This is a genomic window from Bradyrhizobium ottawaense, assembly GCF_002278135.3.
GTDB classification, from domain to species: domain Bacteria; phylum Pseudomonadota; class Alphaproteobacteria; order Rhizobiales; family Xanthobacteraceae; genus Bradyrhizobium; species Bradyrhizobium ottawaense.
In genome coordinates, this window is sequence record NZ_CP029425.2 from 1,926,601 (window position 1) to 1,945,255 (window position 18,655).

Below are 18,655 nucleotides of genomic sequence, written 5' to 3' on the forward strand. Positions count from 1 at the left end.
AACGAGGTGCTGCCATGAACGAGAACGCGAGCTCTAAGGACTTGAAGAACGAATCCACCGTGCTTCAGGTGCGCAAGATAGGCAATTCGATCGGCGTTATCCTGCCGAAGGAGCTCGCGGGTCGTCTGAATCTCAAAGAGGGCGACAGGCTGTTTCCGGTCGAGCAGTCGGACGGTGGCGTGTTGCTGACGCCGCATGATCCTGACTTCGAAAAAGCAATGGAAGTCGCACGGCGAGGCATGAAGCGTTATCACAACGCTCTCGCCGAGCTTGCCAAGTGAATGAGCCGTTCTGGCTGACGCGTCGGATCATCATTGCGATCCACCACGAACAACTGGCGATCCATGGCGGCGCAAGCGGCCTTCGAGATGAAGGCATGCTCGAATCCGCGCTCGATCGGCCCAGAAACAAATGGTCTTACGAGAGCGCCGATCTTCCCGAATTGGCGGCGGCGTACGCCTTCGGCATCGCGCGCAACCATCCGTTCGTCGACGGCAATAAGCGCACGTCGCTGCTGGCGCTGTACACGTTTCTCGGCGTGAACGGCATCGACTTCGTTGTACCCGAGGCTGAAGCGGCAGCCATCATCCTGTCGCTCGCTGCCGGCGAGGTCAGCGAGGAGAACCTGACGCGTTGGATCCGCGACAATTGGGATTCCAAATGAGCCGATTTGCGGGAAAACCGCTGCCCAGCGCCGTTGCCCTGCTCGAAGGTTTCAGGTATCCCAGCCCAAGAATTCGACTTTCGACTGGGGACAATCCATGGCTGATCATAGCGAAGTGGCGTACAGCACCGCCGACGGCAACGACTACGTTGCCCACGAGCAGACCTACGAGGGCTTCATCAAGCTGGTGAAGTACGGCACGGTCTCGGTCGCGCTCATCGTGATCCTGATGGCGGTCTTCCTGACCTGATCTGTCGGCAGCTGCACACGCCAGCGGCAGCAGCTGCCCAGAATATTTGCATCCAAGCCGGTGCCAAAACCGGTATCGAACGCCGCGGGAGTAACGCTTAGTTTGCGCGCGCGCTGTCCCGCGCCGCCGGAGGACCTATGAAGATCGCCGTTGCCAAGGAAATCGATCCGCTCGAGCCGCGAGTCGCCGCTTCGCCCGATACGGTGAAGAAGTTCAAGGCGCTGGGCGCCGAGATCGCCGTCGAGCCGGGCGCCGGCCTCAAATCGGGCCTGCCGGATTCCGAATTCACCGCGGTAGGTGCCACCGTCAGCGCAGACGCGCTGAAGGATGCCGACATCATCATCAAGGTGAAGCGTCCTGAAGCCTCCGAGCTCGCGCAGTACAAGCGCGGCGCGCTCGTCATCGCCATCATGGACCCCTATGGCAACGAGGCCGCGCTGAAGACGATCGCCGATGCCGGCGTTTCCGCCTTCGCGATGGAATTGATGCCGCGCATCACGCGCGCGCAGGTGATGGACGTGCTGTCCTCGCAGGCGAACCTCGCCGGTTACCGCGCCGTGATCGAGGGCGCCGAGGCGTTCGGCCGCGCCTTCCCGATGATGATGACCGCTGCCGGCACCGTGCCTGCGGCGAAAGTGTTCGTGATGGGCGTCGGCGTCGCCGGCCTCCAGGCGATCGCGACCGCGCGCCGTCTCGGCGCCATCGTGACCGCGACCGACGTGCGGCCCGCGACCAAAGAGCAGGTCGAATCGCTCGGCGCGAAATTCCTCGCCGTCGAGGACGAGGAGTTCAAGAACGCGCAGACCGCCGGCGGCTACGCCAAGGAGATGTCTAGGGAATACCAGGCCAAGCAGGCCGCGCTCACCGCCGAGCACATCAAGAAGCAGGACATCGTGATCACCACGGCGCTGATTCCGGGCCGGCCCGCGCCGAAGCTCGTCTCCGGCGAGATGGTCAAGTCGATGAAGCCGGGCTCGGTGCTGGTCGATCTCGCCGTCGAGCGCGGCGGCAATGTCGAGGGCGCCAAGGCCGGCGAGGTCGTCGACCTCGATGGCATCAAGATTGTCGGCTACACCAACGTCGCTGGCCGCGTCGCGGCCTCGGCCTCCAGCCTCTACGCGCGCAATCTGTTCTCCTTCATCGAGACCATGGTCGACAAGAAAGAGCAGAAGCTCGCCGTGAACTGGGACGACGAACTGGTCAAGGCGACCGCGCTCACCAAAGACGGCGCCGTCATCCACCCGAACTTCCAGCCGAAGGCTTAAGGAGACCCGCCATGGAGCATGCTGCACAGGTCGTCGACCCCTTCATCTTCCGGCTGTCGATCTTCGTCCTCGCCGTCTTCGTCGGCTATTTCGTGGTGTGGTCGGTGACACCGGCGCTGCACACGCCGCTGATGAGCGTGACCAACGCGATCTCCTCGGTGATCGTGGTCGGCGCGTTGCTTGCCGGCGGCGTCGCGAACGTCTCGAGTGGCTCGGGCTGGGCTCGCGCCTTCGGCTTTGTCGCGCTCATTTTCGCCTGCGTGAACATTTTTGGCGGCTTCCTTGTCACCCAGCGCATGCTGGCGATGTACAAGAAGAAGTCGAAGTAAGCGGCCACCTCGGGCTGAAGGGATCAATGGGGACCTGAGATGAGCGCCAACCTCTCTGCATTTTTGTATCTCGTGGCGGGAGTGCTGTTCATCCTGTCGCTGCGCGGGCTGTCGAGCCCGGCTTCGTCGCGCCAGGGCAATCTGTTCGGCATGATCGGCATGGCGATTGCGGTCGCCACCACGCTGGCCAACCATCCGCCGGCAGACGGCCTCGCCTGGGTGCTCGTCATCGTCGGTATCGCCATCGGTGCCGCGATCGGCGCGGTGATCGCCCGCCGCGTGCCGATGACCTCGATGCCGGAACTGGTCGCCGCCTTCCACTCGCTGGTCGGCATGGCCGCGGTGCTGGTCGCCGCCGGCGCGTTCTACGCGCCCGAGGCCTTCGACATCGGCACCCCCGGCAATATCCATCCGCAGAGCCTGGTCGAGATGTCGCTCGGCGTCGCCATCGGCGCGCTGACCTTCACCGGCTCGGTGATCGCGTTCCTGAAGCTGTCCGCACGGATGAGCGGCGCGCCGATCATCCTGCCCGCCCGCCACATCATCAACATCGCGATTGCCGTGGCGCTGGTGTTCTTCATCGTTCGCCTGGTCCTGACCGGCGGCGCGCTCGACTTCTGGCTGATCGTCATCCTGGCGCTGGCGCTCGGCGTGCTCATGATCATCCCGATCGGCGGCGCCGACATGCCGGTCGTGATCTCGATGCTGAACTCCTACTCCGGCTGGGCTGCGGCCGGCATCGGCTTCACGCTCGGCAATTCCGCGCTGATCATCACCGGCGCGCTGGTCGGCTCCTCGGGCGCGATCCTGTCGTACATCATGTGCCACGCGATGAACCGGTCCTTCATCTCGGTCATCCTCGGCGGCTTCGGCGGCGAGACCGCGGCGGCCGGCGGTGGCGGAGGCGAGCAGAAGCCCGCCAAGCTCGGCTCGGCGGATGATGCGGCCTTCATCATGAAGAATGCCCAGAAGGTCATCATCGTGCCCGGCTACGGCATGGCGGTGGCGCAGGCGCAGCACGCGCTGCGCGAGATGGGCGACATCCTGAAGAAGGAAGGCGTCGAGGTGAAGTACGCCATTCACCCGGTCGCCGGCCGCATGCCCGGCCACATGAACGTGCTGCTCGCCGAAGCCAACGTCCCCTATGACGAGGTGTTCGAGCTCGAGGACATCAACTCCGAGTTCGCGCAGGCCGACATCGCCTTCGTGATCGGCGCCAACGACGTCACCAACCCGGCGGCCGAGGAGGACAAGACCTCGCCGATCTACGGCATGCCCGTGCTTCAGGTCTGGAAGGCCGGCACCGTGATGTTCATCAAGCGCTCGCTCGCCTCCGGCTATGCCGGCATCGACAATCCGCTGTTCTACCGCGACAACACCATGATGCTGCTCGGCGACGCCAAGAAGGTCACCGAGAACATCGTCAAGGCGATGTAGCACGCGAAGGAAACGGACCGTGGCCATCAACAGGGAATGGCACCGGTCCCATCGCATGCCGCTCAAGGCGACGCGCGAGCAGCGCGTCGCATGGCACGCCGCCCACAAGGCGGCGTGCGGCTGCCGGGACGTACCGGCGAGCCTCCGGCCCGACGTCATGAAATTGCTGCGGAGCAGTCGCAAGCCCTGAGCCTGAACCGGGGGCCGGCCGCGCAATGATCACCATCGCCAAATGGACCGTCATCCTGCTCGCGACCGTCTATCTCGCCGGGCTCGTCGTGCTCTATGCCCGGCAGCGCGAGATGCTGTTTCCGATACCGACCGCCAAGCGGACCCCGCCTGAGGCTGCAAATTGTCCGAGGCGGAGGAGCATGTCCTGGCCACCTCGGATGGCGAGAAGATCATCGTCTGGCATGTGCCGGCGAGGCCGGGTCGTCCCGTGATCCTGTATTTTCCGGGCAATGGCGATTTTCTCGCCGGCCGTGTCAGCCGCTTCAAGGCCATGACGGCTGATGGCACCGGCTTGGTCGCGCTGTCCTACCGCGGCTATGCCGGCTCGAGCGGCGCGCCGAGTGAGGAGGGTCTGCTGCGCGATGCCGCTGCCGCCTATGCCTTCACCACCGCCCGCTACACGGCGGAACGAATCGTCGCCTGGGGCTTCTCGCTCGGGACCGGCGTGGCGGTTGCGCTCACCTCGGAACAGCGTGTTGGAAAGCTCGTCCTGGAGGCCCCCTATACCTCGACGGCCGACATTGCATCTTCGTCATTCTGGTTCGTGCCGGTGCGCCTCTTGATGCGCGATCCGTTCCCTTCCGACGAGCGGATCGCGCGCGTCACGGTGCCGCTCCTGGTGATGCATGGCACCAATGACCTTGTCATTTCGATCGTGTTCGGAGAGCGTCTGTTCGCGCTCGCGCATGAACCGAAGCAGTTCGTTCGCTTTGCGGGCGGCGGACACGACAATCTCGATGCGTTCGGTGCGATCGAAACGGCAAGGCGCTTCATTGGATCCTGAACGGCTCGTCTCCCGGCTGTGGGGCGTATCCCTCGCCGCCATCCTCGCCTTGTTGCCGCAGCAGGCCTGGGCCGCAAGCGGCCTCGATGGTGCGGCGATGCGCTGGCCCTATGCGCTTCCCTTTGCCGGCCTGTTGCTGTCGATCGCGCTCGGACCGCTGCTGTTTGCAAAAGTCTGGCACCATCATTACGGCAAGATCGCTGCTGCCTGGTCGCTGCTGGCGCTGGCCTCGCTCGTCATTTTTGCCGGGAGCATGGCGACGCTGGCGGCGTTCGTCCATGCCATGCTCGCTGAATATCTCGGCTTCATCGTGCTGCTGTTCGCGCTCTATGTCGTGGCCGGTGGCATTCTCGTCACGGGCGACATCAAGGCCACGCCGGCGACGAATGCCGGCATCCTCGCGCTCGGCACCCTGATGGCAAGCATCGTCGGCACCACGGGGGCCGCGATGATCCTGGTCCGTCCGCTGATCCGCGCCAACCGGCCGCGGCGCCACAACGCCCATGTCATCATCTTCTTCATCATCCTGGTCGCCAATGTCGGCGGCGCGCTGAGCCCGCTCGGCGATCCCCCGCTGTTCGTCGGTTTCCTGCACGGCGTCGACTTCTTCTGGACCACGCGGAGCATCTGGTTGCAGACCGCAATCGTCGCCGGATTGCTGCTCGCGATCTTCATCGCCATCGATTCCTGGCGCTTCCGCAGCGAGCCTGAGCTCAGCGACGCCGGTCCTGCGGATCCGGTCCGCATCCGCGGTCTGGTCAACCTCGTGCTGATCGCAGCCATCGTCGCGAGCCTGCTGGCCTCGGCGATGTGGAAGCCCGCTATCGCCTTCGACATTCTCGGAACGAAGCTGGAGCTGGAAGACATCGCGCGCAATTTGGCGCTGCTTTCCATTGCAGCGCTGTCGGTGTGGCTGACGCCGGACGAGCACAGGCTGGCCAACGGCTTCACCTGGGAGCCGATCCGCGAGGTCGCAAAACTGTTCGCGGGCATTTTTGTCGCCATCATCCCGGTCATTGCCATGCTCAATGCCGGCCATCACGGCGCCTTTGCCTGGCTGTTGTCGGCCGTGACGGCACCGGACGGCACGCCGCGCGAGGTCGCCTATTTCTGGTTCACCGGCCTGATGTCGGCGTTTCTCGACAATGCGCCGACCTATCTCTTGTTCTTCCAGCTTGCCGGCGGCGATCCGCAAATGCTGATGCATCAGCTGTCGGGCACGCTCGCGTCGATCTCGATGGGCGCCGTCTACATGGGAGCGCTCACCTATATCGGCAACGCGCCGAACTTCATGGTCAGCAGCATTGCCAGCGAGAACGGGATCAAGATGCCGAGCTTCTTTGGCTATCTCGTGCGCGCCGGCGCGGTGCTGATCCCGCTGTTCATGCTGCTGACGCTGCTGCCGGTCGCGCCGATCCTGCGCTGGCATTGAATCCGCCGGCCGATTTGCTCGCCGCTCGACAAGGAGCTCGAGCTCGGCCTCGACGCCCGGGGGGCAGCGTGGTCTTGCTCCCGACCTTCGTCCTGAGCATGCCGACCTTCGGCACGGGCAGGACAAACGTCCTGTTCGGGCTGGTCCATGTGATGGTATTTGGCGTCTACGTATTCATGGTTTCGTTGCCCTGAACCCACTTTGCGCTCACGCGGCCCTTCGGGGGCCGGGATCGCGTCCCAGGAGAGGTCCCAATGCTTGCCGCCAGATCCGAGGTTCAGGTCGACAACGAGGAGGTCCGGGTGACGGAATGGCGGCTCGGTCCGGGCAGCGCCACGGGGCATCACACCCACGGCATGGACTATGTGATTGTTCCCGTCGTCGCGGGCGAAATGACCATCGTGGCGCCGGGCGGCGAGCGGTCCAAGGCGCAGCTGGCGGCCGGGAAATCCTATTTCCGCAAGGCGGGCGTCCAACATGACGTACTTAACGAAACCTCAACCGAGATCGTGTTCCTTGAGATCGAGCTGAAGCCGTAGGTCCGGCCTTACAACTTGCCATCGATCCGTCGCAGTTGATCCCTTACAATGCCCCAAAGTTCCCGCATCAGATCGCGCGGGGAGTGGCCGGAATGCTGAAATACCTCGCTAAAATTTCGATGGATATTTTCCCCTCGGTGCTCGCGACGATCATCGGGGCGTACATCGTTAACCACTACATCAACGCCAAGCCGGCGGCTGACGCCCCTGCGGCCGTCGTGGCCCCTGCCGAGGCCGGCAAGAACGGCAAGCCCGCCGATGTGGCCAATCTCCCGGCGCCCGGCGTCAAGGCCAAAGGCATCCCCGAGAAGAGCGTGACGGACAAGCCGGCGGCTGAAAAGGCTGCCGATCAGCCGACTGCCGAGCACAAGGCTGTTGATGTGGCTCCGGCCGAGGCCAGCCCGCGTGGCAAGCCGTCGGCGCGCGAGAAGGCGGTCGCCAAGTCTACCCCGACGTCTACCCCGGCCGCCAGCACGCCCGCTCCCGCCGCTCCGGTGGTTGAGGCCAATTCGGCGCCGGCTGCCGCGGCTCCGGCCCCCGACGCCAACGACCTCGTGCGTGCCGCGATCGAGCGTCTGCGCAAATCTCCTGAGGGCAAGTCTCCTGAGGGCAAGTCGTCTGAGGGCAAGTCCGCCGAGACCAAGCCTGCCGAGGTTAGGCCGTCCGAGACCAGGTCAGCCGAGAAGCCGACCGAGCCTGCCGTGCGGGAAGCCGCTCGCACGCCGGAGGCCCCGCGGGTCATCAGCATGGAGCCGGCTACGGTCCGTCCGCTGCCGCCGCCGATCACGGTATCGACGCCCTCACCAGAGGCCTATGGCAAGGATGGCTCCTCGCCGGCCAATCCGTCCTATACGGCCTCGGTCGGCAGCGATGATCCGAATCGGATGACGCCGCCGGCCGACATTCCCGTGCCGGTGATCGCGCCACCGCTCGATCTGCGCGCCGACGCCGGCGGCTCCATGCCGCGGCCCAAGAAGACCAATGTCGCCGACGAGATGCTGTCGGGCATGAAGTCGATGTTCCACTCGGTTCTGCCGAAGAGCGCCACCCCCGATTGAGACGGTGCCAGAACCGTCAGCCGCCGACGCGGGCCAGGCCGCTGCGCGCGGCGTCGTCGCGTGGACGAAGCGATACAGCCCTGGTGTAGGACGCCGCCGCCTTGGCCCTGTCGCCCAGCCGCTCATAGGCCTGTCCCCGCGCGGTCCAGACCTGCGCGTTGTGCGGATCGGCCTCTGAGGCCTCATCCAGATCGGCCGTGGCCTCCTTGACCTTGCCGAGCGCGAGATAGCTGGTGGCGCGGCCGAGCAGCGGCTCGACCTTCTGGGGATTGAGCCCGCTCGCAGCGCTGAAATCTGCGATCGCGAAGTCGTGCTGATTGTTGCTCTGGTAGATCAGGGCACGGCCATACAGCGCCTGCGCATTGTAGGGATCGAGCCCGACCGCGCGATTGAACTCGTCGAGCGCCGCCGCGACCTCGCCTGACTTGGCCAGGGATTGGGCTTTTGCGGTGTGGGCCTGAGCCTCGGTGACGTTGGCGGCGCTCACCGCGCTCTCGGCGGGCGCGGCGGCCTTGGGCGCCTCCTGCGGCTTGTCCTTCTCCGGCATCAGCGATCCCAGATCGAACGAGCAGCCGCACAACGCAATCCCCATGAGCGCCAGCGCGAACGGCGGCTGCCAGATCCGGCATAGCCACGTCAAGCCGTGCTGGGGGAGGGGGGAGGCCATCTACGGTTCGCTCGCGCTAGAGCATGATCCGGACCCGAAGGGCCGCGTTGGCGAAAAGTATGCAGCGGTTTTTCCTCGCGACAAACGCGCAATGCGTTTGCGTAGAGATTGCTCAAACAACAAACTAAAGCGCGACGACGTTCAATCCAAATCTCATCGCGCTTGCGTGCCGCATCCGTGGTGCCGACCCGGAAAAGGCCCCGCGCACAAACAATAACGCGGGCCAGAGGCCCGCGTCATCGAAACTGAAATCCTGCAAAATTCGGTAAATCAGCGCGGTCCGCGCGGACCAGCACCTGCACCCGGGCCACGACCGCCGCGATCACCGCCGGGACCGGCGCCGAACACCGGCTTCGGCTTCATCGGCAGCAGGCCTTCGCGCTGCAGCTTCTTGCGGGCCAGCTTGCGCGCACGGCGCACAGCTTCGGCCTTTTCGCGGGCCTTCTTCTCGGAGGGCTTCTCGTAATGACCGCGGAGCTTCATCTCGCGGAAAATTCCCTCGCGCTGCATCTTCTTCTTCAGCGCCTTGAGGGCTTGGTCGACATTGTTATCGCGAACGAGAACCTGCACGCGGCATCCTCTTCAGTGGATCGGATTTGAATTCTGGTAAGACGAAGGGGATGGCGAAAACGCGCAAGCCCTTAACCTTGAGGGCGCGGATGTATCAGACAAATCCCGGGATGTCCACCGGACAAGCGGGCTTTCGGGCCAAGTTCAGCCATTAAATGAGGCGAAAATACCTCTGTGCGGCCCTGATTTGGGCGATTCGACGCCAGGGATGGGGCCGTTTCCGGAGCTTGTTCCGGAATCTTTGAAAGCAGGGGACGACACATGGATATCAAGAAATACGCCGCTGAAGCCATCGGCACCTTCTGGCTCACATTCGCAGGCTGCGGAAGCGCGGTGATCGCTGCCGGCTTCCCGCAGGTCGGAATCGGTCTGGTCGGTGTCTCCCTCGCATTCGGACTGAGCGTGGTCACCATGGCCTATGCGATCGGCCATATCTCCGGCTGCCATCTCAACCCGGCCGTCACGGTCGGTCTTGCCGCCGGCGGGCGTTTTCCGGCCGGCCAGATCCTGCCCTATGTGATCGCGCAGGTGGCCGGCGCGATCGTGGCCGCCTGGCTCCTCTACGTCATCGCGAGCGGAGCTCCCGGATTCGATGTCAGCAAGGGCTTCGCATCCAACGGCTATGATGCGCATTCGCCCGGCCAGTACAGCATGATCGTGTGCTTCCTCACCGAGGTGGTGATGACCATGATGTTCCTGTTCATCATCATGGGCGCGACCCATGGCCGCGCGCCCGCCGGCTTCGCGCCGCTCGCGATCGGGCTCGCGCTGGTGATGATCCATCTCGTCAGCATCCCCGTCACCAACACCTCGGTGAACCCGGCGCGCAGCACGGGTCCTGCGCTGTTCGTCGGCGGCTGGGCGATCGCGCAGCTCTGGCTGTTCTGGGTCGCACCGCTGATCGGCGGTGCGCTGGGCGGGGTGATCTATCGCTGGCTCAGCGAGGAGCCCACGGGCGTCGTCGCAGGCGCGAAGACGGCCTAAAGCGTTTTCGAGCGAAGCGGGATCGCAGCGATTGCTGCGGTCCCGCTACTTGCCTTTCGTCGGCCTGACTTCGGTGACGTGGCCCATCTTTCGGCCGGGACGCGGCGCACCCTTGCCGTAGATGTGCACGGTCGCGCCGGGCACGCTCAGCCACTTTTCGTAATCGTTGATCTCGTCGCCGATCAGATTGGTCATGGTGACGACTTCGCCGTGACGCACGGGCTTGCCGAGCGGCCAGCCGGCGATGGCGCGGATGTGCTGCTCGAACTGCGAGACCGACGCGCCGTCGAGCGTCCAGTGCCCGGAATTGTGCACGCGCGGGGCGATCTCATTGACCAGCACCTTCGGGCCTGTGCCATTGGCGAGCACGAACATCTCGACAGCGAGCACGCCGACATAGTCGAGCGCGCTTGCGATCTTGCCGGCGATGCTGCGTGCTTCGTCGGCGAGCGCAGCCGGGATCGGCGCGGGCGCGCGCGATATCTTCAGGATGTGGTCGCGGTGCTCGTTCTCGGTGACGTCGAAACACTCGACCTGGCCTGTGACCGAGCGTGCGGCGATCACGGAGATCTCGCGCTCGTATGGCACGAAGGCTTCCAGGATCGCGGATTTGGTCGCGAGGCTGGTCCACACCTTGGCGATATCGTCGCCCTCGCGGATGATGGCCTGGCCCTTGCCGTCATAACCGAAGCGGCGGGTCTTGAGCACGGCCGGAAGGCCGATCCTGGCGATCGCCTCGCGCAGCGAGGACACCGAGGTGACGTCGGCATAGGCCGCAGTGCCGATGCCGAGCCGCGTCACGAAATCTTTTTCGGCGAGCCGGTCCTGGGTGGTCTCGAGGATCTTGCGGTTGGGCAGCACGGGTCGGCGCGCGTCCAGCACCATCGCGGCGGCCGATGGCACGTTCTCGAATTCGTAGGTGATGACGTCGACGTCGTTGGCGAACAGTTCGAGCGCTTCGACGTCGGCATATTCGGCGCAGGTCGCGTTCAATACGACGTCGAAAGCCGGCGAGTCCGGATCGGGCGAGAACACCTGGCAGCGCAGGCCGAGCCGCGCCGCAGCCATGGCCAGCATCCGGCCCAATTGTCCGCCGCCGAGGATTCCGATGGTGTCACCGGGCTTCAGCTTCACCTGCCTGGTGTCGGTCACGCCTTGTCCTCCGGGCGCTCGGCGACCGCCTCGGTCTGCGCCTTGCGCCAGGCTGCGAGGCGATCGGACAAGGCCGGGTCGGACAACGCCAGGACGGCCGCTGCCAGCAGTGCGGCGTTGGTTGCCCCGGCCTTGCCGATGGCGAGGGTGCCGACCGGGATGCCGGCGGGCATCTGGACGATCGAATAGAGCGAATCGAGGCCCTTGAGCGTCTTGGATTCGACGGGAACGCCGAACACCGGGAGTTCGGTCAGCGCCGCCGCCATACCGGGCAGGTGCGCAGCGCCACCGGCGCCGGCGATGATGACCTTGTAACCCGCGGCCTTGGCGCCCTTGGCGAAAGCGAAGAGACGGTCGGGGGTGCGGTGGGCCGAGACGATGCGGGTGTCGGCGGCGACGCCGAGCGCGGCAAGCGTGTCGGCGGCATGCCGCATCGTGTCCCAGTCCGACTGGCTTCCCATGATGATGGCGATCGGCGCGGTCATGACGTTAATTGTGCCCGAAAAACAGAAAGATAGGCCAGATTAACGGTTCCGGCCGGCGGCTCGCAAGGCGGTGGCAAGGAGAAGGGAATCCACTATCCTGTCTTGGTGAATCCCCGCAAGCCTTCATTGAGCAGCCTTGCTCGGTTTACCCACCAAAAGCCGCGAGCAGTATAACGAACAATTTACCTTGTTCCGCCTTCGCGGGAACGACAGCATTCGGCAGCACGGGCTACCCCCCGGAAGCCACCTGCAGCGACCGTCCCGTAGCCCGGTTGTAGCCCAAGCTTGACCTCTACCGGGTCCTGTCGTCGGGTTCGCTGCGAGGATGCGATGAGGCGTAACTTTTCCGATCGATTTATTCGCGGGCTGCGGCCCGCTCCGGCAGGCAAGCGCGTCGAGTACTGGGATATGCGCGTGCCCAACTTTGGCGTTCGAATTACCGAACGCGGACACAAGACATACGTACTCTACCTTCGATGGCCGGGCAGCCGCGCCCCGTCCCGGCGCGAGATCGGCGATGCCAGCAGAATCTCCCTGGCGAAAGCGCGCGAAATTGCCCGGCGCTGGCTGGAGCAGGTCGAATTGGGCATCGACCCGCGCGAGCAGCAGAGAGCAGAGGAGATCAAGAGACAGCGCGAGAGGCAGACCACATTCGAGGTGGTGGCCGAGGCGTGGATCGCCAATATCGCGTCGCAGCGCAAGGGCACTGAGGTGGCTAACGACGTGAGGCGAGAGTTCGTGGCGAGATGGGGCAAGCGGCCCGTCACCAGCATCACCAAGGAGGACGTCGCGGCCGCCATCGGCGCGAAGAGGGACGAGGGCCACGCGCCGCAGGCGCATAACCTGCTCGGCTATGCTCGGCGTCTGTTCGACTGGGCCGTCCATCAGCACGCCTATGGCATCGAGATTTCGCCCGTCGAGAAGCTGCGGGCGTCGAAGCTGATCGGTGAGCGCGCGAAGAAGCGAGAGCGGCCGCTCTCCGACGAGGAGCTGCGCGAGGTGTGGCAGGCAGCAGAGGAGGCCGAGTATCCTTACGGCCCCATGTTTCGCATGCTCATCATGACGGGCCAGCGAAGATCGGAGGTCGCGGGCGCGTGCTGGCAGGAGTTCGACATCTCCCGCAGGCTCTGGACGATACCGGCCGAGCGCATGAAGAAGACCACGAAGAATCCGAAGCCGCACGACGTGCCGCTGACGGAGGACATGATCTCCCTGCTCAAATCACTTCCCCGGTTCGATGCGGGCGACTGGCTGTTCACGGCGACCAGCGGCGCGGGACCGGTCAACAGCTTCGGCAGAGCGAAGCGCGCGCTGGACGACATCGTTGCCCGGGGGAGGAGCAAGCCGATGGAGCCCTGGGTGATCCACGATCTGCGCCACACGATGAGGACGCGACTGCCGAAGCTCAAGGTCGACGAGGTCGTCAGCGAACGCATGATCGCCCACGCCATTCCCGGTATCGCCGGCGTCTACAATCACCACGATTATCTTGAGGAGCGCCGCGAGGCATTCGGCAGGTGGTGCGACTACCTGCGTGGCATCATGCAGCCGAAGGTGGTCCGCATTCGGGGATAGCCACGCCTAACCAATCTTTCGGGCGTAGTGGAGTGCTGGCATTCCCGAAACCTCGTCGGTCACCTTCGTGGGCGCAGAGGAGATCACCGCCGCCGCAACATGCTGGGAAGGTTCGTTGTGGGCACCGACAATGGCCTCCACGTAGAACGTCGGGATTCGGTTTCTTCCGAGTCCATTCTTCATCTCCGCGATCGCCGCCTCCACCGCACTTTTGGCGAGCCCCATCCTGCGGTGTGATTCGGGCACGGCGACACCTAGTTGAAAGCACGGGAGACCTTCGATCGGATCAGACATGACTGCGATCACGAGCGCGGTCACCTTCTTTCCCTCAAGTCGCGCGTATGTCAGCCTGACTTCGCCCTGAGGGCGGTCTTGATGGACAAAAAGATCACGATCGAGCGCTCCACGCTGGAGATCTAACTCTCCGTCGAGAAGGGCCTGCTGGAATGACACGAGGGAGTCGGTCGGATCAGTCATTCTGGTCACGTAAGTCTCCGTCACTGGAAGCCTGCCAAGTGCAACTAAGCAGCGGTAGGTCTAGGTTCTTCTTGAACGATAAGCCGTTGCAATTGTTCATGCTTCGAGTCTGGCGCCCCCGGAACCTCTGCCGCACTTAACTTTATGGAATCGCTGCGATTTTCCCGCCGGGGCTGTTGACAGAGCAGCAAAGAGCTACAATATGTAGAAAGGCTGAAGGCCCGAACTCTGGGGCGGTTACTCCCAAAGCCGGGCCTTCAACTCACACTAATAACGCGCGGGCTTTCCGCACTTAACATCACCTGCCTTCCTAGTTGCCCTCGGGAAAGAGGGGCGGGTTAGCGGTCACCAACCGCCAGATACGAACCTCGGTGACGCCATCACCGGGGTTCGATTCGTTTTGGGCCATCGCCCTCAATTGAACAATCCGTTCGACGCCGGGGACGCCTCGTCGCTATTGCCCTGGGCCTGAGGAGCTGTCCTGCGACCGTTCCACTCGACGAGGCCGTACCCCCCGAAGCCCGGGACGTTGTCGAACTTCTTCGAGGTGGAGAGATAGCTGGAGATGGTCTTGCTCGGCATCTTGCCAGGGACGTGGATGCCCTTCGACTGGACGTACGGGAGCAACTCGCCCGACGTTGCCCGTCGACCCCTCTGAGTGAGATATTCCGCGGCGGCGGCCTCGACCTGCGCAGTCTTGGTGCGATGCGCAGTCACTATCGGCTCGATCGCTTGTTCGACCGCGTCTTTGGTCTGTGCAGTGAGAGCTGGTTCGGTTGGCTTCGCCGGCGCTGCCGTCTGAGCGACCTGAACCTCAGGGTTGCCGCGATACGCAGAGATCAACGCCTCGGCGGCCTTGAGCCGCTTGTACGCTGGCGTCTTTTCGAGCTCTGCACGAAGCCGGGCTACCTCGGCTTCTGCGAATTCGATCATCTTGTCGTCGGCCACGGGTGAGAATCTCCGTTCTAATGTTCTCGGAGATAAGACCTGAGTTCTGATCCGTCAAGGCCAGAACGAGAACGAAAAGCAGAACTCCCTGAAGATTAACAGAATGGTAAGAGTCGCTGACCCATCGCGCTCAGGACATGGGACGGGTGCTGCCCCTCCGGCCGCGAGTGATCGCAGCGTCGATCGCACGCCTTATCCTCTTGATGTTGGGGTAGTCTTGCGCATCGTGCGCCCGCCGCAATTTCTCCAGCAGCCTTGCCAACTCCCGCGCCCGTTCGGCGCTGCCCAGCTTCTTGGTCATGATGCCTCCGCGCCGGGCGGCATGCCCGGGCGAGACTAGGAATATATTCCCTCTAGAGTTGTTAAAACTGCTATAGTTGACTTGAGGTAAGCACAACGTTGGGTGCGGCACTGCCACCAAATTTTTACCCGGGTAAAATAGCATATGGACGTGGTTTGGTCGAGCGCTGGGCGACTCGCTGGAGGCCCGTTGGGCGGGGCGGTAGCCGTACAGCGGGCAACCCCGGCAAGCCCATCCAGCGCGACCTCCTGGGCCAAATTTAAGGGGTGCCGGCGAAGGCCAATCGGACGGCCCGCCGCCTTAGTAGCTCTTTGGTTGTACAAACAGAGGATGCTACCCCTGCTCCCGACCGTAGCCCCGGGCTGGTAGCCCCGGCCGGGGCTGGGCGGTGACGCGGAGGCCAAAAAGCTTGGTCCGCGTCTGCGCCGCCACCCGCCCGGGGGCAGGGTGGCGGGAAATTAGATGGGCCTTTCGTCTCTGCGCCTCCTTCTCAGCTTCGTAAAGACTTCGGAGCCCATAGACTTGATCGTCGCGTGATGCTGCTTCAGCCTCGATGTTATTGCTCGCTGCAGCAGAGGCTGCTCACCTCGTGCAGCGCAGGCTTGGGCGTACTGCTCGTAAATCTCTCTCGGACTGACGCGATCGCCATCACTTCCCGTCGTCATGAACTCCGTGGCCATCACGTAGCCAAGCGTGTCTGCCTCAGCGAACAGATCATCCGTCCGGCCCTGAACTACTTCAGGCGCTCGCAGACCCGTGAGGTTATACTTGACCGCACCGTTGATCGCCCACCGGAGAATGCCCGGCAGCTCAGAGCGAAGGCGTTCTCCCAACTTGCTGTCCCTGAGAAATATGTAGGCCGCCTCGCTCACCTCGTTCGGATCGTCCGTGACGCGCATTTGCCACGGCACGATCTCTAGGCGTCTCCGCATGGCACTATCGGTGCTGCGCAACCGCGGCTCCCCGTTGCCTGAGAACCATGGGGTGAACTTGATCCGAAATGTCTGATTCTTCTGATACACCTCGCGGGCAGTGATCGTTCCGCCACCCGTAATCTTCTTTATCTCCTCCTCGTTCCAATACCTGTCTGACGCGTTCTCGTCGTAGGAGAGCATTCGTGCGTGCCGCGCGGAGGCGAGGTCGTTCGTTGACTTAGAAAACTTCGACTCGATGAACATTCCCGGGGGCGCCGAGAAGTGCAGTTCGCCCAGCGCGGCGGCCAAGGTGCCGACGAACACGCCCTTTCCGTTCCCACCGCCGCCGCAGAGAAAGAACAGTTTGTGCTCGGGGTTCTCGCCGACGAGGGTGTAGCCTGCGCATACCTGGAGGTACTCGACCAGTTCGACACTGCCGCGAGTTACCTGCGATAAAAACTCCTTCCAGGTCGGGCACTCCTCCTCAGCCCCCGGTATCGCAGCGGTTATCCGCGATATGCGATCCTCGCGCTTCGGCTCGCGCAGTTCGCCCGTTCGCAAGTCGACGGTGCCTCCGGGGGTGCCGAGGAGTATCGGGTCGGCATCCCAGCAGTCGCCAGATACAACGATTCTCCTGTCGAGACGCGAGAGCCAGTCGACCGCGCTTATAAAGGTCTTGTTCACGAAGCGCGCCTGCACCTTGGGCTTCTCGTTCTTAGTGCGCTCTCGCAAGAAATCGCGAATCATGTGGGCGACAAGCCCGGTGTCATCCCGACGCCAGTGGGTGCCCGACCAGACGAAGTAACTCTCCTCGCTCCAATCGTAGCGTATGTCGTCGACGTTCTCCGACACGAATGCGAGGGCAGCATCGTCCTGTGCGACTACCCCGATCGAGTTTTTCAGATCGTCGTGTGGATTCTGCTGACCATCCGCAATGGACCGGCGCAGCGTATCGTCGGTTTTGTCGGGATCTGTCCAATGCGCAACCGCAGGCGCAAGCGCGTCCAGCACCTCTTGCTCGTGAATCCAGCCAGCACCTATCATGGTGCCCATGTGATAGGCCTGCTTTGTCAGGGTATTGTTGCGGTGTCCCTCCGGGCAATTTGACAGCTCGACGACGTATCTATCGAGCATGCGTCGCGCGTGTGCCTGCTCGCGGCTAGTGTCGGTCGTCCTCCTGCCTCTTGCGGGTCCTGTCCCTGCCCGAGCCGAGAGCGTCTTGATCTGTTCGCCCGTGAGGCGCTGTCGCTCAGCCTCCCATATGAAGGATTGGAGCGGCATCTCGAAGCCCCGGGGTCGAACAACCCTGTACTCTGATCCGAGGTACGGCATGTTGAGTTGCTTGGGCAGCTTGTCCGGGCTTCGCCTTGAGCACGGTGGGAAATATTCGATGGTGAGCTCGGACAATCCGAGCGTAGCCGCGATGCCTCGACCTAGAAGCTCGGACTGCGCAATCGAGATAGCTTCGTGAAAGGCGAGAACGCGCGCGCGTCCCACGCTCTTGGAAGCATAGACAAAGAATGGCAGACGCGACGCTCTTACCGCGCTGTTTAGTTCGACGATCTCGATCTCCTCGTCGATGTCGAGGGCAGTTACTGAGGTCGTGCCGTCGTCACATTCTAGTGCGACGACCAATGCGCGCTCACCACGCAGGTGCTGCTCCCAGTCGTGCGCTGTGACGGGACGTCTGTGAGTGACGTACTCGACGCGAACCTTTCCATGTTCGTCCGGCGGCATTCTGCTGCTCGGCTTCCAAGAACCGTGCGCGAGCGTCGAGCAAGGGAAGAGGGACATCATCCTCTTCGCGAGTGTCGCTGTGACTTGCTCGTCTTGTGGTTGTTCTTTGATCTTGGTAGTATTGCGTTTGCTCATGGGCATGCAGACTCATGCTCGTGTGGTTTGAGTAGCGCCCGGGTCCTGCGGCACACAGGCTCGGGCGCAGTGATCTAGGCGACACTGCGTTGTCCCGACCTGGCGCCTCGCCCTACCTTCGGGTCGTACTCGACGCGCTCGAGCGAGGTGATGTAGTCTCGCACCTCGTGCTCCCAGAACGCGATGCGCTGGGGCGACACGCGAACGGGTCTTGGGAAGTTCGGGATGGTTCGAAGCCACTTCCACAGGGTCTGCTTATGGCAGTGTAAGAGCGTCGACACCTGTTCGGGCGTCATCAGGATGCGTTGGGACGATGTCTCTTCCGTCGACGTTCGCAGCGCGAGCGATGATGCGCTCGCTAGTTTCTTGTCACGACTCACGTTCGGACTCCGATGGTTATCTCGGACGTCGCAAGTGCAGGGCTGGGGAAGATGGTCGTGGGCCGCGCACAAGACGAGAATCCGAGTGGATTGAGGGCGAGCGGCTGAGCTCGGCGGTCACTCGATTCGTTCCGAAAGGCAAAGCCTCGGAGGTCTTATGCGCAGCTCTCCGCAGGCGGAGCGCGCTACCGTGATTAGTATGGCATACGTTGGCTGGTGGCAGCAATCGCTGGCCTGCAACCCTTACGGGGCGCTGGCGGTGGCTTTCCGGGGGCTCGCGACGAACACGGCAGGCGCGTCGTGCGAAAGCTACCGAAAGCCGCCGAAAGCGGTGGTCAGCC

General features: G+C 63.5%; 19 protein-coding genes and 1 pseudogene. 12 read left to right on the forward strand and 8 right to left on the reverse strand.

Annotated features, from left to right (window positions below; genetic code table 11):
- Nucleotides 1-14: 14 nt before the first annotated feature.
- The 10 genes and pseudogenes from CIT37_RS09170 to CIT37_RS09215 all read left to right on the forward strand — a co-directional run bounded on the left by CIT37_RS09170 (nucleotide 15) and on the right by CIT37_RS09215 (nucleotide 7,989).
- Nucleotides 15-281: an AbrB/MazE/SpoVT family DNA-binding domain-containing protein gene (locus CIT37_RS09170; protein WP_038948412.1), complete on the forward strand. Its 267-nt coding sequence runs from the start codon at nucleotides 15-17 to the stop codon at nucleotides 279-281.
- On the forward strand, nucleotides 278-664 hold the full coding sequence (locus CIT37_RS09175; RefSeq protein ID WP_038948414.1) for a type II toxin-antitoxin system death-on-curing family toxin: 387 nt from the start codon (nucleotides 278-280) through the stop codon (nucleotides 662-664). Before CIT37_RS09170 ends, CIT37_RS09175 begins: the two co-directional genes overlap by 4 nt.
- 97 nt (nucleotides 665-761) lie before the next feature.
- Nucleotides 762-914, forward strand: coding sequence for an aa3-type cytochrome c oxidase subunit IV (locus tag CIT37_RS09180; RefSeq protein WP_028140297.1), 153 nt, complete (start codon nucleotides 762-764; stop codon nucleotides 912-914).
- A 137-nt stretch (nucleotides 915-1,051) separates the two neighbouring features.
- Nucleotides 1,052-2,179 (forward strand): Re/Si-specific NAD(P)(+) transhydrogenase subunit alpha, encoded by a 1,128-nt coding sequence (locus CIT37_RS09185; protein ID WP_038970886.1) that lies wholly within the window; start codon nucleotides 1,052-1,054, stop codon nucleotides 2,177-2,179.
- 11 nt (nucleotides 2,180-2,190) lie between these two features.
- Nucleotides 2,191-2,508 (forward strand): proton-translocating transhydrogenase family protein, encoded by a 318-nt coding sequence (locus CIT37_RS09190; protein ID WP_018317801.1) that lies wholly within the window; start codon nucleotides 2,191-2,193, stop codon nucleotides 2,506-2,508.
- 39 nt (nucleotides 2,509-2,547) lie between these two features.
- Nucleotides 2,548-3,945 carry an NAD(P)(+) transhydrogenase (Re/Si-specific) subunit beta gene (locus CIT37_RS09195; RefSeq protein ID WP_028140295.1) on the forward strand — a complete coding sequence of 466 codons (1,398 nt, stop codon included), beginning with the start codon at nucleotides 2,548-2,550 and terminating at the stop codon, nucleotides 3,943-3,945.
- A gap of 218 nt (nucleotides 3,946-4,163) precedes the next feature.
- A pseudogene (locus CIT37_RS09200) lies at nucleotides 4,164-4,960 on the forward strand (alpha/beta hydrolase).
- Nucleotides 4,914-6,392 carry a sodium:proton antiporter gene (locus CIT37_RS09205; protein ID WP_095426663.1) on the forward strand — a complete coding sequence of 493 codons (1,479 nt, stop codon included), beginning with the start codon at nucleotides 4,914-4,916 and terminating at the stop codon, nucleotides 6,390-6,392. Before CIT37_RS09200 ends, CIT37_RS09205 begins: the two are co-directional and overlap by 47 nt.
- A 254-nt stretch (nucleotides 6,393-6,646) precedes the next feature.
- The gene (locus CIT37_RS09210) at nucleotides 6,647-6,931 is read left to right on the forward strand and encodes a cupin domain-containing protein (RefSeq protein ID WP_028140292.1); all 285 of its coding nucleotides are present in this window, start codon (nucleotides 6,647-6,649) and stop codon (nucleotides 6,929-6,931) included.
- Nucleotides 6,932-7,023: 92 nt separating this feature from the next.
- The gene (locus CIT37_RS09215) at nucleotides 7,024-7,989 is read left to right on the forward strand and encodes a hypothetical protein (protein ID WP_095426662.1); all 966 of its coding nucleotides are present in this window, start codon (nucleotides 7,024-7,026) and stop codon (nucleotides 7,987-7,989) included.
- Nucleotides 7,990-8,005: 16 nt separating this feature from the next.
- Here CIT37_RS09215 and CIT37_RS09220 read toward each other — a convergent pair whose 3' ends face one another.
- Together CIT37_RS09220 and rpsU are read right to left on the reverse strand one after the other, a co-directional pair.
- Nucleotides 8,006-8,656 (reverse strand): tetratricopeptide repeat protein, encoded by a 651-nt coding sequence (locus tag CIT37_RS09220; protein WP_095426661.1) that lies wholly within the window; start codon nucleotides 8,654-8,656, stop codon nucleotides 8,006-8,008.
- 270 nt (nucleotides 8,657-8,926) lie between these two features.
- Nucleotides 8,927-9,226, reverse strand: coding sequence for a 30S ribosomal protein S21 (gene rpsU / locus CIT37_RS09225; protein ID WP_028140289.1), 300 nt, complete (start codon nucleotides 9,224-9,226; stop codon nucleotides 8,927-8,929).
- 261 nt (nucleotides 9,227-9,487) lie between these two features.
- Here rpsU and aqpZ point away from each other — a divergent pair, with 261 nt between their 5' ends.
- Nucleotides 9,488-10,210, forward strand: a complete 723-nt coding sequence (gene aqpZ, locus CIT37_RS09230; protein WP_028140288.1) for an aquaporin Z — start codon at nucleotides 9,488-9,490, stop codon at nucleotides 10,208-10,210.
- Nucleotides 10,211-10,255: 45 nt separating this feature from the next.
- Here the strand turns inward: aqpZ and CIT37_RS09235 are convergent, their stop codons facing one another.
- Complete coding sequence (locus CIT37_RS09235) at nucleotides 10,256-11,362, reverse strand: 5-(carboxyamino)imidazole ribonucleotide synthase (protein ID WP_028140287.1); 1,107 nt, start codon at nucleotides 11,360-11,362, stop codon at nucleotides 10,256-10,258.
- Nucleotides 11,359-11,847 (reverse strand): 5-(carboxyamino)imidazole ribonucleotide mutase, encoded by a 489-nt coding sequence (gene purE / locus CIT37_RS09240; RefSeq protein ID WP_018317812.1) that lies wholly within the window; start codon nucleotides 11,845-11,847, stop codon nucleotides 11,359-11,361. Before purE ends, CIT37_RS09235 begins: the two co-directional genes overlap by 4 nt.
- A 330-nt stretch (nucleotides 11,848-12,177) precedes the next feature.
- Between purE and CIT37_RS09245 the strand changes: the two genes are divergently transcribed.
- Nucleotides 12,178-13,422, forward strand: a complete 1,245-nt coding sequence (locus CIT37_RS09245) for a tyrosine-type recombinase/integrase (RefSeq protein WP_095426660.1) — start codon at nucleotides 12,178-12,180, stop codon at nucleotides 13,420-13,422.
- A 6-nt stretch (nucleotides 13,423-13,428) separates the two neighbouring features.
- Here CIT37_RS09245 and CIT37_RS09250 read toward each other — a convergent pair whose 3' ends face one another.
- The 4 genes from CIT37_RS09250 to CIT37_RS09265 form a co-directional block, all read right to left on the reverse strand.
- Complete coding sequence (locus CIT37_RS09250; RefSeq protein WP_109866591.1) at nucleotides 13,429-13,899, reverse strand: GNAT family N-acetyltransferase; 471 nt, start codon at nucleotides 13,897-13,899, stop codon at nucleotides 13,429-13,431.
- A gap of 414 nt (nucleotides 13,900-14,313) precedes the next feature.
- Nucleotides 14,314-14,847 carry a hypothetical protein gene (locus CIT37_RS09255; protein WP_095426658.1) on the reverse strand — a complete coding sequence of 178 codons (534 nt, stop codon included), beginning with the start codon at nucleotides 14,845-14,847 and terminating at the stop codon, nucleotides 14,314-14,316.
- Nucleotides 14,848-14,977: 130 nt separating this feature from the next.
- Nucleotides 14,978-15,148 carry a hypothetical protein gene (locus tag CIT37_RS09260; RefSeq protein WP_154694127.1) on the reverse strand — a complete coding sequence of 57 codons (171 nt, stop codon included), beginning with the start codon at nucleotides 15,146-15,148 and terminating at the stop codon, nucleotides 14,978-14,980.
- A gap of 458 nt (nucleotides 15,149-15,606) precedes the next feature.
- The gene (locus CIT37_RS09265) at nucleotides 15,607-17,934 is read right to left on the reverse strand and encodes a phage/plasmid primase, P4 family (RefSeq protein ID WP_161966360.1); all 2,328 of its coding nucleotides are present in this window, start codon (nucleotides 17,932-17,934) and stop codon (nucleotides 15,607-15,609) included.
- Nucleotides 17,935-18,655: the final 721 nt, after the last annotated feature.